The organism is Tetragenococcus halophilus subsp. halophilus DSM 20339 (assembly GCF_003841405.1).
Taxonomy (GTDB): domain Bacteria; phylum Bacillota; class Bacilli; order Lactobacillales; family Enterococcaceae; genus Tetragenococcus; species Tetragenococcus halophilus.
The window spans coordinates 525,601-539,739 of record NZ_PXYA01000001.1 but is presented as its reverse complement, the minus strand read 5'-3'; the positions used below and the strand labels follow the sequence as shown (position 1 = coordinate 539,739).

Here is a 14,139-nt window from a genome sequence, read left to right as displayed (position 1 = left end):
ATAGGAGAATAAAAGCTTTTTGTAAGATTTGCTTAAGGGAAGTCATGATTTTTTGCTAGTATTTAACGAGTAGATTTGATAAAGTAGTTGTGATCGATTTGGTCAGGACAACTTTATTGGAGGGACTTACATGAAAGTTTATTTTGCTGCACCGATGTTTGCTAAAAGTGATTTATTTTATAATTCTTATTTAGTAGATAAAATTCGAAAAAGATATACTGAACTTACAATTTATCTTCCGCAAGAAAATGCTGCGATCAATGATAAAACAGCTTTTGCGGATAGTAAAATGATTGCACTAGCTGACACTAAACAAGTAGAAGAAAGTCAGCTGATGATCGCTTTATTGGATGGAAATACCATTGATAATGGGGTAGCTTCTGAGATTGGTGTGGCTTACGCTAACGGTGTTCCGATCCTTGGCTTATATACAGATTCTAGGCAAGAAGGCGCTGATAACCAAGAAAAATTAGCGGCAATTTCAACAGTAGCCGAAAATCAGTTTCATTATTTGAATTTATATACGGCTGGTTTAATTAAATTAAACGGTCAAATTTTTTCTACAGAAGAAGAGCTTCTAACTGAAATCTATCAATTTTTACAGCAGGGCGTTTCTAAATGAGTAGCTATGTAAAGAGGCAACGTACGTTAGTTTTATTTGGTTTTTTGACTTTACTGGTTATTATCTGGGAATATTTTGTAGGGTTTGCTACTATTGATACGACCTTTACTAAAATTGTTGAATGTTCTGCCGGGATCCTCTTAATCTATGCGCCAGAGATTTTAAATCATTTTTTTCGTTTAAAATTTGCCAACTTTGTTGTCTATTTTTTCTGGATTTTTATTTTCTTAGCTATTTTCCTAGGGACTTGCTTACATTTTATGACGTTTATTCCTTTGTGGGATAAGTTGTTACACTTGGTAAGTCCGATGATTTTAACTGCTATTGGTTATGGCATTTTAAGTGAATTTTTAAAAGGACAAAATATAACAGCAATATCGCCTTGGCTATTTCTGATTTTCGGTTTTTCGTTTGCAGGAATATGTGGCGTTTTTTGGGAATTTTGGGAATGGAGCTGGGATATGCTTTTAGATATGAATCTACAACGTTATAAAAGTGGTAACACGGTTTTTGTAGGGCGACGAGTATTGCAAGATACCATGGGAGATTTATTGATCAATGTTATTGGTTCGTTTCTTCTTAGTTTTTTCGCTTGGTATAAGAGTCGATATAATAGCGCCTATTTTGAAAAGTTTAGGGTTCAATTTTTAAATAGTTAAAGGAGTCGTAATATGACGCAGGATCGTTCGTTTTTTTCTACCTATGAATTAGCTTACTTAGCCATGACAGTAGCGACTTGTACAGTGGGACGACTTTTATTTCAATTTATACCCAATATACAACCGATGACCGCTATATTTTTAATTATTACCTTACAATTAGGTATTTTCCGTGGACTTTTAATCAGTACTTTATCTGTGCTTATAACAAATATCTATTTAGGCATGGGTATCTGGACAATTTCCCAGATTTTTTCTTTTACGATCATTATTTGTTTGATGGGACTTTTCTGCAGTGTATCGATATTTCGAGAAAGTAGAGCATTACAGACGCTTTTTAGTATTTTTGCCGGATTTTTATACGGCTTTATTATTGCTTGTATCGACGTAGAGGTTTACGGTATGCCGCAATTTTGGCCTTACTATATTTCAGGGCTTTCCTTTGATTTATTACATGCAATAGGAAATGGTGGTTTTTATTTATTATTGACGCCGATTTTTCAAAAGTTATATAAAAAGACAGTAAAAAAGAAGGCTTGATTACTAAGCCTTCTTTTTACGTTCTTCTAACATTATTAAGGTTTCTTCTAATTCATTTAAAACTTCTCCATCTGTTTCTTTTTCTTCTAGTTCGTAAAGCAAGTCAATTGCTTGCTCGGGTTGTCTTTTCGTTAGTTCTCCGATTGCCCAAACAGCTGTACCGCGAATGACGGGTCGAACGTCTTCAAGACATTGACATATTTTGACTAGACTTTGTCTTCCCCCTAAGTTAGCTAAGGCAATCAGGGCATTTCTTTGTAGTGGTTTTTTTCCTCGCCAAGTTCCCGCTAGATGTCCAAATTGTTCTTTAAATTCTCGATTTGAAACTGATAGTAAAGGGGCTAATTTAGGTCTCATTTCATCAATAGAAGGTTCCATTTCCTTATGAAAGTGAAAATCTTTTCCTTGATTATAAGGGCAAACTAGCTGACAAATATCACAGCCATAGATAACATTATGAATCTGTTTGCGATATTTTTTTGGCATCATCGTTTTTGTCTGCGTTTGATAAGAAAGACATTTTTGCGCATTCATTTTTCCATCGCCTAATAAAGCACCGGTAGGACAGTGGGTGATACAACGCCTACATTCACCACAACCAAAAGTTCCGGGCTCATCAGGTTCAAATTGAATATTTGTTATAATTTCTCCTAAATAAACAAAAGAACCGTATTCTTCTGTAATCAATAAACCGTTTCGACCGATAAAGCCTAAGCCTGCTCGTTGGGCGACAGCCACATCCACGAGTTCTCCGGTATCAACTTGTGGCAAAAAACGCCAATTTTCGGCGTCTTGCGTATTAGCAGCTTCTTTTTGAATAAAAGCAATAAGTTTTGTTAGACGGTTCTTTAAGATATCATGATAATCGATCCCCCAAGAAGCACGGGCCATTTGTCCCCGTTTCTCATCTCTAGGTACTTTTTCATGAATTTTTGTTGGGTAAGCTAGAGCAATCGCGATGATACTTTGCGGATTTTCAAAAGTTAATTCAGGATAAAGACGTTCATCAATATTTTTATGTTCAAAGCCAGAAGTATGTCCAGCTGCTTTTTGTGCAATCAAAGACTCTTTTAATTCATCAAAGGGTTCAGCAGTTGTAAAACCGATCTTATCAATTCCTAAATTTTTACTTTCTGCAATAATTTTTTCTTTCAAACTTGGCATGCTTTTCACTTCCTAAGCATTTTTTTCTACTATACCATAAGTTAAAAAATAAGAATACATATGTTTAATACGCCTGCTTTGTGGTATATTAAAAGGAAATAAAAAATAGAGGAGATCGTCAATGACTTTATTTTATAAAAGCACCAGAGATTCTGAGAATGTCGTTTCAGCTTCGCAAGCGATTTTACAAGGATTGGCTGTAGACGGCGGATTATATGTCCCTACAGAAATCCCTGAAACTGATTTAGATTTTAAACATTTAGCTAATCAAAGCTATCAAGAAATTGCGGCTTTGATTATGCAACTATTTTTACCTGATTTCACTCAAGAGGAATTATACGAATGTATTAATAAGGCTTATGATCAAAAATTTGATAATCAAGAAATTACCCCTTTAGTAAAAGTAGGTGATCAGTATTATTTAGAATTGTTTCATGGTCCAACCTTAGCCTTTAAAGACATCGCTCTATCCATCTTGCCGCACTTAATGAAAAAAGCAGCACAGAAAAATAATATGGCTAAAGAAATCGTTATTCTTACAGCGACTTCTGGCGATACTGGAAAATCGGCTATGGAAGGATTTGCTGATGTCAAAAATACTAGAATTATCGTTTTTTATCCGGAAAGTGGCGTTAGTCCCATACAAAAAAAGCAAATGATTACACAAAAAGGTGAGAATACCTTTGTTACTGCAATTAAAGGGAACTTTGATGACGCACAAAGGAAAGTAAAAGAACTTTTTAATGATGAGAATTTACGTAGTAAAATGGCAGACAATAATAAAGTATTCTCTTCAGCAAATTCTATTAATATTGGACGGTTGGTTCCACAGATTGTTTATTATGTTTATGCGTATACGCGATTAGTAAAATCGGGACAAATAGAAAGTGGAGAAGAGGTCAACTTTTCAGTTCCGACAGGAAATTTTGGAGATATTTTGGCTGGTTTTTATGCAAAAAAAATAGGCCTTCCGATTCGTCGGTTAATTTGTGCATCTAATCAAAATAATGTGTTAACGGAATTTTTCCAAACTGGTAATTATGATCGTAATCGTCCTTTTTATGTTACATCTTCTCCATCAATGGATATTTTAGTTTCTAGTAACCTAGAACGTTTATTGTTTTATCTAACAAAAGAAGACACTGTAAAAACAAAACAACTGATGGATGACTTAAATAAGAGGGGGAATTATAAGATTACAGCAGAGATGAAAAGTGCTTTATCCGACTTTTTTGCTGATTTTGCTTCTGAAAAAGAAACTGAGCAAACAATCCGTGAAGTTTATGAAAAAGAAAACTATGTCATCGATCCGCACACAGCTGTGGCAACTTGTGTGGCGAATAAGTATGAAGAAAAAATGTTACCAACTATTATTCTTTCAACGGCTAGCCCTTACAAGTTTCCTCAAGCTGTACTTCAAGCGATCAATAATGAGGGTGAAAAAGCAGAAGGAATAGCGGCGCTCAATAAGCTGGAAACATTTGCTGAAATTCCTGTTCCTGCGGCTATAGAGGAATTAGAAAATGCAGAAATTAAACATAATGATAAAATTTCTGCTGAAGAAATGACACATTATGTAGAAAAAGTATTGAATTTAAAATAAGAAGGAGTTTGTCATGGGAAAGTGGTTACAAAATGTCAAAATTGAAACATCTTATGCAAAAGAAGGGGAATTTGTTTCAGGAACTAACACACAGTTAGTCGATTTATTCATCGAAAATGGTAAGGTAAGTAAAATTCAAAATCACAAGCAAGTAGAAGATGGCTATGAAAAGATTGATGGTCGCAAGTATTTGCTTTTACCTGGTATCCGAGAAATGCATTGTCATTTTGATAAAACCAAGTTGGGTACGAACTGGCAGCCAATTACACCTGCTAACTCAATTATTGAGCGATTCACAAAAGAAATTCCAGAACTAAACACCTTAGAGCTCCCGCTTTCTGAACGTATGAAGCATTTAATTGATAGAGAAATGCAGCATGGTGTTAGTTTTTTTCGTTCACATATAGATGTTCATCCAAAAGTGGGGCAGAAGTTCTTACAGCAAACTATAGAGGCTTTAAAAGCGTATCAAGAAAAATTTGCTTATCAATTAGTTGCTTTTCCTCAACACGGTATGCTTTTATCTAACGCCTACAAAGATGTCCAAACAGCCTTAGCAAACGGTGCAGATCTTATCGGGGGAGTGGATCCGACTGTACTGGATAAAAATACAGAAAAATCTTTATACTATACCTTTGATTTAGCGACAAAGTTTAATGTACCTATCGATATTCACGTACACGAACGGGCAGAAGAAGGCAAGAAAACATTTTATGAATTATTAAAATTGACAAAAGAAAGTAATTGGCAAAATAAAGTAACCGTGAGTCATGCTTTTGGTTTAAATGATTTTAGGGGAGATGAACGTAAAGAATTTTTCCAAGAATTAGCAGATCAACAAATTTCTATTATTTCAAGTGTGCCTCTTGATGGCGTGATTCCACCCTTGGAAGAATTGCGTCGCTATGGGGTGGATGTTTCTTTGGGTTGTGATAATGTTTATGATTCATGGTCACCTTTTGGCGATGGCAATATACTTGAGAAATTAAATCGATACGCTGAAATTTTCGGTATAACAACCCAAGATGGTTTGACAGATTGTATGGAACTGGTCACAGGTAAAAAGACAGTAGGAGAGAATTTGTGGCTCAAAGAAGGCGATGAGGCTACATTTATACTAGCTGATAGTTCATGCAGTGCTGAATTTGTTGCACGAAAGTCAACTGTCTGTACAAGCTATTATAAAGGCAATGCTGTATTTTCTTTATAATTTAAATAAAAGCAAAAAAACGACTGTTCACAAAAAACAGTCGTTTTTATTTCTTTTGTTTTGAAAGTGTCAGTATGGTTAAGGGAATAATTAAAACAACATAACCAATAACTGCAACTAAAATTATAGCTAACCAGGTATTAGTGATTGAAAATAATTTAGTAACTAACATCGCTATAGTAATAGATACAAAATAACAAATAAATAGTTGGACAAAGCGTTTGACTGTCAACTTAGCATTCCTCCAATATCACGCTATTTACTATTTGCTAAGTATAAGGAACGTACTTCATTTTGCATGTTAGAAGTAATTCCTAACTCATTTGTTAAATAATTCTTTATACCACCAAATTCTTCATTAACCATTTGATAGAAAGTATCCAAATAAGAAGCATCAACGGTTAAAGCGATTTTTAATGCTTCGATTGTCTTACTATCTGTGCCTTCTTTAATCGCTTTAGCAATGATTTCGTCGTTTTCTTGTACGCGCATAGCATTAGTTGCTAGGTAGTCTTTGTAGATCGTTTCTTTAGGCACATTTAAAATTTCTAATAGCAAAGTGGCTGAAACCCCGGTGCGGTCTTTTCCAGCAAAACAATGAAAAAGAAAACTCTTATTAGAATCAACACTTAAAGCTGATTCAATCACTTTTTTAAAACCTTCTTGCGCACTAGGGTTGACTGCCATCGTACGGTAGGTTTCTTTCATATAATTTCTAGCTGTATCAGGCGAAAAAATTTGTTTAAAGTCATCAAGTCCTGTTCCTTGTCCCTTAACATTTTTAAAAATATCAATATGTACATAATCTGTATTTTTAAAATGTTCATCTGGACGTTCTTTAATTTCTTGGCTTGAACGTAAATCGGTGATCTTTCCCAAGCGATAGTTTTCCACTAGTTCATTTTGATCTTGCGGTGAGACTTTACTTAATTCTCCAGAACGTAGTAACTTTTTTCCAGCTAGTACTTGACCTTCACGATTTTTTATACCACCTAAATCTCTAAAATTTGTAATAGTTTCCATAAAATTCCTTTCTACATTCCTCTTTTATTCCCATCTTACCATAATTTTTAATCGTTTAGTATACACTTGTTTTCTCACTTATAATTTAAAAAAGGTACTTGCTAGCGTATAATGAATTTATGAAAGCAATAACAGGAGGCGTTTTATATGAAAAAAATCTATCATACAGAAGTTGTTAACGATCAAGGTTTAAAAGGTACAGCCTACACTAGAGGTGAGCACGAATTAGCTGTTGTTACATCTAGTCCAACAAGCACTGAAGCAGGAACAAATCCAGAACAACTTATCGGACTTTCATGGGCAACTTGCTTTAATTCAACCATTGAAATTCTTTTAAAGAGTAAAGGAATTGAAAAAAAGAGTCGAGTGGAGGTTCATATAGACTATTGTGAAGATCAAAATACCAAAGAACATTTTTTTGAATTAAAAGCCTATGCAGCTATCGACGGAATTGATCTCGATGAAGCCACAAGTTATGTAGATACAGCAGCGAAACGTTGTCCGGTATCAAAAATTATCGGAGATTATCCATATGCTTCTTATGAGGTTATTCCTTATTCTGAATGAAATACAGACAAGACTCTTTTACTTAAATCATTGAATCATAAAAAAGCTTGTAACTACCAAATAAAGGCGTTACAAGCTTTTTTGCTGTGAATCACTACAATTCAGCGACCAAAGGGAGCTGAGAGTAGCTGATGAACAGTACTAGGGCGAGCGAAAGTGAGGCGTAGTGTCCTTTACTTCGAATCACTACGATTCAGCGACCAAAAAGAGCTGAGAGTAGCTGATGAACAGTACTAGGGCGAGCGAAAGTGAGGCGTAGTGTCCTTTACTTCGAATCACTACGATTCAACGACCAAAGGGAGCTGAGAGTAGCTGATGAACAGTACTAGGGCGAGCGAAAGCGAGGCGTAGTACCCTTTATTCTACTGTCACTGATTTAGCCAGGTTTCTTGGCTTATCGACATCATAACCACGTTGCAGACAAGCATAATAAGCGATTAATTGTGTTGGGATAACAGCAACCAAGCTTGTTAATAGCGGGTGCACTGTAGGTAAAATGATTTGGTCTTCTTGTCTTGCCAGTTCTTCTGAGGCAATCACAATGGTATTAGCACCACGACTCTCAACTTCTTTTAAATTTCCGCGTGTATGGGCACCCGTGTTTTGGCCGGTAATAATGCCCAATACTGGGGTAGCTTCTTCAATTAAAGCAATTGTTCCATGTTTTAATTCCCCGGCAGCAAATCCTTCTGCTTGTACGTAGGAAATTTCTTTTAGTTTCAATGCAGCTTCTGAGGCCACATAATAATCATTTCCACGACCGATATAAAAAGCATTGCGGGTAGTACTTAAATAATGTTCGACTAAACTTGAGATATAGTCTTTTTCATCTACCATACTTTCCATAGCAGTTGCAACAATGGATAATTCATGAAAAGCATCAAATGAAGTACTTGCTTTACTATTTTTATTCTTTCCTACTGCTTGGGCCAAAATTGCTAACATCGCAATTTGTGCTGTATAAGCTTTTGTGGAAGCCACAGCAATTTCAGGACCGGCATGAAGCAGCAGCGTATATTTAGCTTCTCTGGATAAGGTTGAACCCGCAACATTGGTAATTGTTAATGACGGAAAGCCTAAACGATTGGTTTGGACTAAAACTTGTCGACTGTCTGCTGTTTCCCCGCTTTGAGTTAGAAAAATAAAAAAGGGTCTTTCTGAAAGTAAAGGCATGTTATAACCGAACTCACTGGAAAGTTGTACTTCAACCGGAATTTGCGTCACTGTTTCAAGTAAGCTTTTAGCAGCCCAGCCAGCATTATAACTTGTTCCGCAAGCTACAATATAAATACGATCACTTGCCGAAACTTCTTCAACCAAGTCCTTATCGATGTTCACTTTTCCTTGATCATCTCGGTATTCTTGCGTTAACTTACGCATTACCGTAGGTTGTTCGTCAATTTCTTTTAGCATATAAAAAGGGTAAGTTCCTTTTTCGATGTCAGAAGCATCTAATTGGGCTTGATAAGCATCGCGTTGAATGATTTCGCCCTTCTGATCTTCAATCACAATACCATCAGCAGTAACTGTAACCAATTCATTATCTGCGATTTCCACGAATTCATGCGTTTGGTCCAAAACAGCTAAAGCATCACTTGCAATCACATTAAAACCTTCACCTAAACCAATCAACAACGGACTTTTATTTTTAGCAACATAGATCGTTTCGGGCTCTTCTTTATTCACTAAAGCAAAAGCATATGAACCATGTATAACGCTAAGCGCTTTTTGGAATGCTGTTTTAGTAGATAAGCTTTCTTTTTCCATAAATGAAGCAATCAAATTCACGACAATTTCAGTGTCTGTTTGACCATAAAAATTTTCTTCAGCTAGATAATCATTTGCAAGTTCCGCAAAATTTTCGATAACGCCATTATGAACTAAGACTAATTGACCGTTTTGTGAAGTATGCGGGTGTGCATTTTCTTCTGAAGGTTTTCCGTGAGTTGCCCAACGTGTATGGCCGATTCCTATTGTCCCATTCACTTCATTTGTTAGTTTTTCTTGTAAATTTTTGATTCGACCTTGAGATTTGACCAAATGCTCCTGTTTTTCATCTGATACAAATAAACCAGCCGAATCATAACCGCGATATTCTAAACGTTGTAAACCATTAATGATAATTTGTTCTGCATGAGTCTTTCCTACAATTCCTACAATTCCACACATAATGAGATTCCTACTTTCTTTTGTCATTACGTATTTCTAACTGCGCGACAAAATTTTTGTTACAAACTTTGCAGCTTGTTTTTGTTCTTGTCTTTAGAGTGCAGACCCTAGAGCCACCCGCCGAATATTTCGATAAGCTCTTTTCCTCGTCATCTGTAAAACAGATCTGGCGCTGTTAAATAATGGTATAGCTATCCTCCTTGTTATTTGTTATTTAGAAATACATTGGTAATGATATACATAATTTGATTTTAAGTCAAGAAAAAATCAAAAATAAATAAATTGGTCTAGATTGAAGCGAAATTAGTTTTTCTTTTTTCCTATACTAAATAGCAAACTTTCGGTAAAATAAAGTGAGCAATGTTTTATTTGTATAAAATGAAAAGGGGAGGGTATAAATGAATAAAAGACGTTGGGTCGCGGTGATTATTGCTGCAGCTTTATTTATCTTCGCAGCTGTTTCATCTTTTATGACAGAAGATACAGACGAAAAAAATTTAAGCGGGGCAGACGCGCTATTATTCGGTTCAAATGAAATAACAGAAGGAATTGTGGAAGAAGGAGGAGAGGATCAGCGGATCGCTCAATTAACTATTGATGGAACGATTGCTGATACTGGAGAAAATAGCTTTTTCTCAGGAGAAGGTTATAACCATCAATTTTTCATGGATCAATTAAAAGAAGTACAAGAAGATCCAACAGTAGCAGCTGTTTTACTAGAAATTAATACACCAGGTGGCGGTGTCTATGAAAGTGCGGAAATCGCCAAAGAGATCCGAGCGATTCAAGCAGCTGATACACCCGTCTATGTTAGTATGAAAAATATGGGTGCAAGCGGAGGCTACTATGTATCTGCTTCAGCTGATAAGATTTTTGCTACTTCTGAAACTTTAACCGGATCGATCGGTGTCATTATGTCTAGTGTAAATTTTTCTGAGTTAATGGATAATTTAGGCATCGAAGATCAAACCTATAAAAGTGGTCCTTTAAAAGACATGGGATCGGCTATGAGAGAGCCAACAGAAGAAGATGAAGAAGTTATGCAAAGCTATGTCGATAACTCTTATGATCGCTTTGTGAAAATTGTCTCTAAGGGACGATCTATGTCTGAAGACCAAGTGCGTGATATTGCTGATGGTAGGATTTATGATGGACAACAAGCTAAAGATAATGATTTAGTAGATGAGATCGGTTTTCCAGACGATGCTTTAACTTCTTTAAGAGAGGATGAAGGCTTAGAAAAAGCGCAAGTATTTGAATACGATATTGCTAGTACTGGTTTTGACCAAACTTGGTTAGGGTCTAAAATCGCTCAAGCAAAAGGTATGAAGCAAACGGAGACAGATCGTATGCTCAATGTTATCGAACGAATCGGTACACCAGAAGCACCTAAACCAATGTATTATTACGGAGGTGAATAAGATGTCCGAACAAGAAAATGAAACAAAACAAAAGGATTTTTATCAAAAGGTTTTAACCTCTTTTAAGTCTAGAGAATACACAGAAGATGAAGCTGCGCAAAAGAAAGTTGAATGGCAGAAATATGAGGAAAAACCAGAACAAAGTCGTTATTCAAATGATTTTCCTAATTATTTCTTCGCTGGTTTTTGGATTCGTTTGTGGGCTTTTCTGATAGATTTGCTTTGTATTAATGCGATGACTACGATTCTTTTGGATGCTACTTTTACCTGGTTTGACATCGAACGTTCTACTGAATTTCTAAGTGCATATAGTTTACTTGCTTTGCTGATTTATCTTATTTATTTCACCTTTTTAACTAAGCTAAACAAAGGACAGACGATCGGCAAAATGATTTTTGGTATCCGTGTCATTTGTCTAACTGAAAAAAATTTAAGCTGGAAAACAGTTTTTATTAGAGAAACTGCAGCAAGATTTGTTTTACAATTTCATCCGTTCTTATATTTAGGATATGTACCTACACTTTTTACACGGAAAAAACAACATGTTGGTGACTATTTTGCTGATACTAGCGTTGTAACGATCAATTTGATCCAGGCGTTTAATCAAAAGGTTAACGCATAAATAAAAGAAAGAGGATTGCATGGCAGATATTATTAATTTTCCTGATGAAAGTAAACGATTGTTAGAGAGTGCGAATAAAAAAATGCAAAATCAAGATTATTTGGCGGCAAAAAAGGACTTTGAGCAACTTTACCAGCAAAATCCAACATATACCTATGCCAAAAAGTTGGTGAGAGTATTGCAGTATTTAGATGATTATACACAAGCCCTAGCATTAGTTGATGAACATTTCAATGCCTTTATAAATGACGCAGACGGTTTTGTAAGGTATTTTCATTTATTACTTTTAGATACGCAATTTTTAACTGCGCACAAGTTGTTATTCTACGAAAAAAAGCAAGACCAGTTTTCTGCATTAAAAGAAGAACTTACACAGTTAGAAAATGCGCAATCTTTACTATCTGATGATCTTAAAATGGCAAAGAGCAGACATCTTGCTTCTCTAGATAAGATGCAACAGCCCATTGCTCCTAAGGATTGGCAAGAATTGATAAAGGGAATCTCTTTATCGGATTTTTTAATGATTTGTCAAAAATATTTAAAAAATGCGCAGAACCCCTTTATACCTCCTAAATTAGTGGAAGAATTGGTAAAAGATGGTGCGACAGAAGAAGTTATTATTGATGATAAAAAAGTTGATTTATCCGAACTTCCTTTACCCGAAGACGCAGAGGTATTAGATAAAACAATCGCAGTTATTGAAGAAGAAGTACAAGATAATCCACAATTAGAGGCGCTTATTATTTCAGAAGTGAAAGCTCATTTTGCTTTATTGTATCCTTTTTTGCCTGACAAAAAATATGCTAGGGATTGGGCACAAAGTTATATTTTAGAATATAAAGCAATGTTTGGTGAAGACATTTCAACTGGACAATTAGATAATTATGCAAAAATACAAGAAAAAAAGAAAAAAATTCGACAAATTTATCAAAAATTAGGATAAAAATGCTAGAAATTAAGGAAGTTTGCTTTTAAAATGTTTACAATTTAAAAGCGTTAGTGTACTATTTATAGGTATGCATGAAACTATTTCATATGTAAATTTATTAATCAATTCGGAGGGAATTACATGACTGCAAAATGGGAAAAAACTGGCACCAATGATGGTGTGTTAACATTCTCTATTCCACAATCAGAGATTCAAGAAGGCTTAACTAAAACATTTAATAAGGTAAAAAAAGACCTTAATATTCCAGGTTTTCGTAAAGGAAAGGTTTCACGTAGTGTTTTTAATCGTATGTATGGTGAAGAAGCTTTATATGAAGACACAGTGAATGATCTTTTACCTAGCAACTACGAAGCTGCAGTACAAGAAGCTGGAATCGATCCTGTTTCTCAACCTAAGGTAGATATTGAAAGCATGGAAAAAGGTCAAGACTGGGTTATCAAAGCTGAAGTAACAGTAAAACCAGAAGTGAAATTGGGTCAATACAAAGATTTGAAAGTTGAAAAACAAGAACGTGAAATCACTGATCAAGATGTAGAAGATCGCCTGCAACGTGAACAAGACCAACATGCTGAAATGGTGATCAAAGAAGATGAACCAGCAGCTGAAGGCGATACTGTCGTGATCGATTTTGAAGGATTTGTTGATGGAGAATCCTTTGAAGGTGGAAAAGCAGAAAATCATTCACTTGAACTAGGATCTAACTCATTTATCCCTGGTTTTGAAGAACAATTAGTCGGCGTTAAAGCAGGCGATAACCTAGATGTGACAGTTACTTTCCCTGAAGATTATCAAGCAGAAGATCTAGCAGGAAAAGAAGCGGTATTTAAGGTTACAGTTCATGAAGTAAAAGAAAAAGAACTACCAGAATTAGACGACGAGCTAGCAAAAGACCTGGACGACGAAGTCGAAACTTTAGATGAACTAAGAGAAAAATATCACAAAGAAATGCAAGAAAGTAAAGAAAAAGCAGCACAAGATGCTGTTGAAGAATCTGCAATTAAACAAGCAGTTGATAATGCTGAAGTGGTTGAACTGCCAGATGTAATGATTCAAGATGAAGTAAAAAGAGCAAAAGACGAATTCTTGAATAATTTACAACAACAAGGTATCAGCGCTGAAATGTATTACCAAATCACAGGGACTAGCGAAGAAGACTTGGATCAACAATTCGAAGGTGAAGCTGGTACACGCGTGAAAACAAACTTGGTTATTGAAGCTATTGTAGCCAAAGAAGGCTTTGAAGCAACTGAAGATGAAGTTAATTCTGAAATTAAAGATTTAGCTGAAAATTACAATATGCCAGAAGCACAAGTTCGTTCTGTTTTATCAGAAGATATGCTTGAACATGATATTAATATGAAAAAAGCAGTGGACCTTGTAACTTCTACAGCTATCGAAGAATAAAAATCGGTTAGATAATAGTAATGTATTAAAGACGATCTGCATTTAATTGTAGGTCGTCTTTTTTAAAAAACCTTAATTAACAAGGTTAAAAAGCTTTTTCTTTTATTTTAGGTGTGCTAAAATGATGAAAGGTTGTTTATGAACAAATAACTGTATTAAGCGATTTTTATATAGAAAAGTTAGGTA

The 14,139-nt window shown here is 35.2% G+C and carries 14 protein-coding genes; 10 read left to right on the top strand and 4 right to left on the bottom strand.

The features are described from left to right. The first annotated feature begins 130 nt into the window (after positions 1-130). The 3 genes from C7K42_RS02545 to C7K42_RS02535 are packed head-to-tail and all read left to right on the top strand — an operon-like array spanning position 131 to position 1,821. On the top strand, positions 131-622 hold the full coding sequence (locus tag C7K42_RS02545) for a nucleoside 2-deoxyribosyltransferase (protein WP_069028962.1): 492 nt from the start codon (positions 131-133) through the stop codon (positions 620-622). After that, on the top strand, positions 619-1,281 hold the full coding sequence (locus C7K42_RS02540; RefSeq protein WP_103099531.1) for a DUF2238 domain-containing protein: 663 nt from the start codon (positions 619-621) through the stop codon (positions 1,279-1,281). Before C7K42_RS02545 ends, C7K42_RS02540 begins: the two co-directional genes overlap by 4 nt. Before the next feature lie 12 nt (positions 1,282-1,293). Continuing rightward, positions 1,294-1,821, top strand: a complete 528-nt coding sequence (locus C7K42_RS02535) for a hypothetical protein (protein WP_014124865.1) — start codon at positions 1,294-1,296, stop codon at positions 1,819-1,821. A 3-nt stretch (positions 1,822-1,824) separates the two neighbouring features. On the opposite strand, the gene queG is transcribed toward C7K42_RS02535, so the two are convergent. After that, on the bottom strand, positions 1,825-2,985 hold the full coding sequence (gene queG, locus C7K42_RS02530) for a tRNA epoxyqueuosine(34) reductase QueG (protein ID WP_014124864.1): 1,161 nt from the start codon (positions 2,983-2,985) through the stop codon (positions 1,825-1,827). A 121-nt stretch (positions 2,986-3,106) separates the two neighbouring features. Here queG and thrC point away from each other — a divergent pair, with 121 nt between their 5' ends. After that, a complete protein-coding gene (thrC, locus tag C7K42_RS02525) occupies positions 3,107-4,588 on the top strand; it encodes a threonine synthase (RefSeq protein ID WP_103099532.1) in 1,482 nt (493 codons plus the stop codon). A gap of 13 nt (positions 4,589-4,601) precedes the next feature. Then, positions 4,602-5,798, top strand: coding sequence for an amidohydrolase (locus C7K42_RS02520; protein ID WP_103099533.1), 1,197 nt, complete (start codon positions 4,602-4,604; stop codon positions 5,796-5,798). 46 nt (positions 5,799-5,844) lie between these two features. Here the strand turns inward: C7K42_RS02520 and C7K42_RS02515 are convergent, their stop codons facing one another. Together C7K42_RS02515 and C7K42_RS02510 are read right to left on the bottom strand one after the other, a co-directional pair. Next, positions 5,845-6,030, bottom strand: a complete 186-nt coding sequence (locus C7K42_RS02515) for a hypothetical protein (RefSeq protein ID WP_094243539.1) — start codon at positions 6,028-6,030, stop codon at positions 5,845-5,847. A gap of 23 nt (positions 6,031-6,053) precedes the next feature. Then, a complete protein-coding gene (locus C7K42_RS02510; RefSeq protein ID WP_094243540.1) occupies positions 6,054-6,821 on the bottom strand; it encodes a tyrosine-protein phosphatase in 768 nt (255 codons plus the stop codon). A gap of 147 nt (positions 6,822-6,968) precedes the next feature. Here C7K42_RS02510 and C7K42_RS02505 point away from each other — a divergent pair, with 147 nt between their 5' ends. Continuing rightward, complete coding sequence (locus C7K42_RS02505; protein WP_014124859.1) at positions 6,969-7,388, top strand: OsmC family protein; 420 nt, start codon at positions 6,969-6,971, stop codon at positions 7,386-7,388. Positions 7,389-7,745: 357 nt separating this feature from the next. On the opposite strand, the gene glmS is transcribed toward C7K42_RS02505, so the two are convergent. Continuing rightward, positions 7,746-9,557: a glutamine--fructose-6-phosphate transaminase (isomerizing) gene (gene glmS / locus C7K42_RS02500; RefSeq protein ID WP_103099534.1), complete on the bottom strand. Its 1,812-nt coding sequence runs from the start codon at positions 9,555-9,557 to the stop codon at positions 7,746-7,748. Between the two features lie 398 nt (positions 9,558-9,955). On the opposite strand from glmS, the gene sppA reads away from it, so the two are divergent. The 4 genes from sppA to tig all read left to right on the top strand — a co-directional run bounded on the left by sppA (position 9,956) and on the right by tig (position 13,953). After that, the gene (gene sppA, locus C7K42_RS02495; protein WP_103097089.1) at positions 9,956-10,978 is read left to right on the top strand and encodes a signal peptide peptidase SppA; all 1,023 of its coding nucleotides are present in this window, start codon (positions 9,956-9,958) and stop codon (positions 10,976-10,978) included. A 1-nt stretch (position 10,979) separates the two neighbouring features. Further along, positions 10,980-11,600 (top strand): RDD family protein, encoded by a 621-nt coding sequence (locus C7K42_RS02490; RefSeq protein ID WP_014124856.1) that lies wholly within the window; start codon positions 10,980-10,982, stop codon positions 11,598-11,600. Positions 11,601-11,619: 19 nt separating this feature from the next. Further along, entirely contained in the window at positions 11,620-12,543 is a 924-nt protein-coding gene (locus C7K42_RS02485; RefSeq protein WP_014124855.1) for a hypothetical protein, read from the top strand. A gap of 126 nt (positions 12,544-12,669) precedes the next feature. After that, on the top strand, positions 12,670-13,953 hold the full coding sequence (gene tig / locus C7K42_RS02480) for a trigger factor (protein ID WP_094243542.1): 1,284 nt from the start codon (positions 12,670-12,672) through the stop codon (positions 13,951-13,953). Positions 13,954-14,139 lie beyond the last annotated feature (186 nt).

Bases quoted from the DNA above. Each gene is read 5' to 3' on its own strand.
- C7K42_RS02540 (WP_103099531.1), top strand. From the start codon at position 619: ATGAGTAGCTATGTAAAGAGGCAACGTACGTTAGTTTTATTTGGTTTT.
- tig (WP_094243542.1), top strand. From the start codon at position 12,670: ATGACTGCAAAATGGGAAAAAACTGGCACCAATGATGGTGTGTTAACA.
- C7K42_RS02535 (WP_014124865.1), top strand. From the start codon at position 1,294: ATGACGCAGGATCGTTCGTTTTTTTCTACCTATGAATTAGCTTACTTA.
- C7K42_RS02520 (WP_103099533.1), top strand. From the start codon at position 4,602: ATGGGAAAGTGGTTACAAAATGTCAAAATTGAAACATCTTATGCAAAA.
- queG (WP_014124864.1), bottom strand. From the start codon at position 2,985: ATGCCAAGTTTGAAAGAAAAAATTATTGCAGAAAGTAAAAATTTAGGA.
- C7K42_RS02485 (WP_014124855.1), top strand. From the start codon at position 11,620: ATGGCAGATATTATTAATTTTCCTGATGAAAGTAAACGATTGTTAGAG.
- glmS (WP_103099534.1), bottom strand. From the start codon at position 9,557: ATGTGTGGAATTGTAGGAATTGTAGGAAAGACTCATGCAGAACAAATT.
- C7K42_RS02545 (WP_069028962.1), top strand. From the start codon at position 131: ATGAAAGTTTATTTTGCTGCACCGATGTTTGCTAAAAGTGATTTATTT.
- C7K42_RS02505 (WP_014124859.1), top strand. From the start codon at position 6,969: ATGAAAAAAATCTATCATACAGAAGTTGTTAACGATCAAGGTTTAAAA.
- C7K42_RS02490 (WP_014124856.1), top strand. From the start codon at position 10,980: ATGTCCGAACAAGAAAATGAAACAAAACAAAAGGATTTTTATCAAAAG.
- thrC (WP_103099532.1), top strand. From the start codon at position 3,107: ATGACTTTATTTTATAAAAGCACCAGAGATTCTGAGAATGTCGTTTCA.
- C7K42_RS02510 (WP_094243540.1), bottom strand. From the start codon at position 6,821: ATGGAAACTATTACAAATTTTAGAGATTTAGGTGGTATAAAAAATCGT.
- sppA (WP_103097089.1), top strand. From the start codon at position 9,956: ATGAATAAAAGACGTTGGGTCGCGGTGATTATTGCTGCAGCTTTATTT.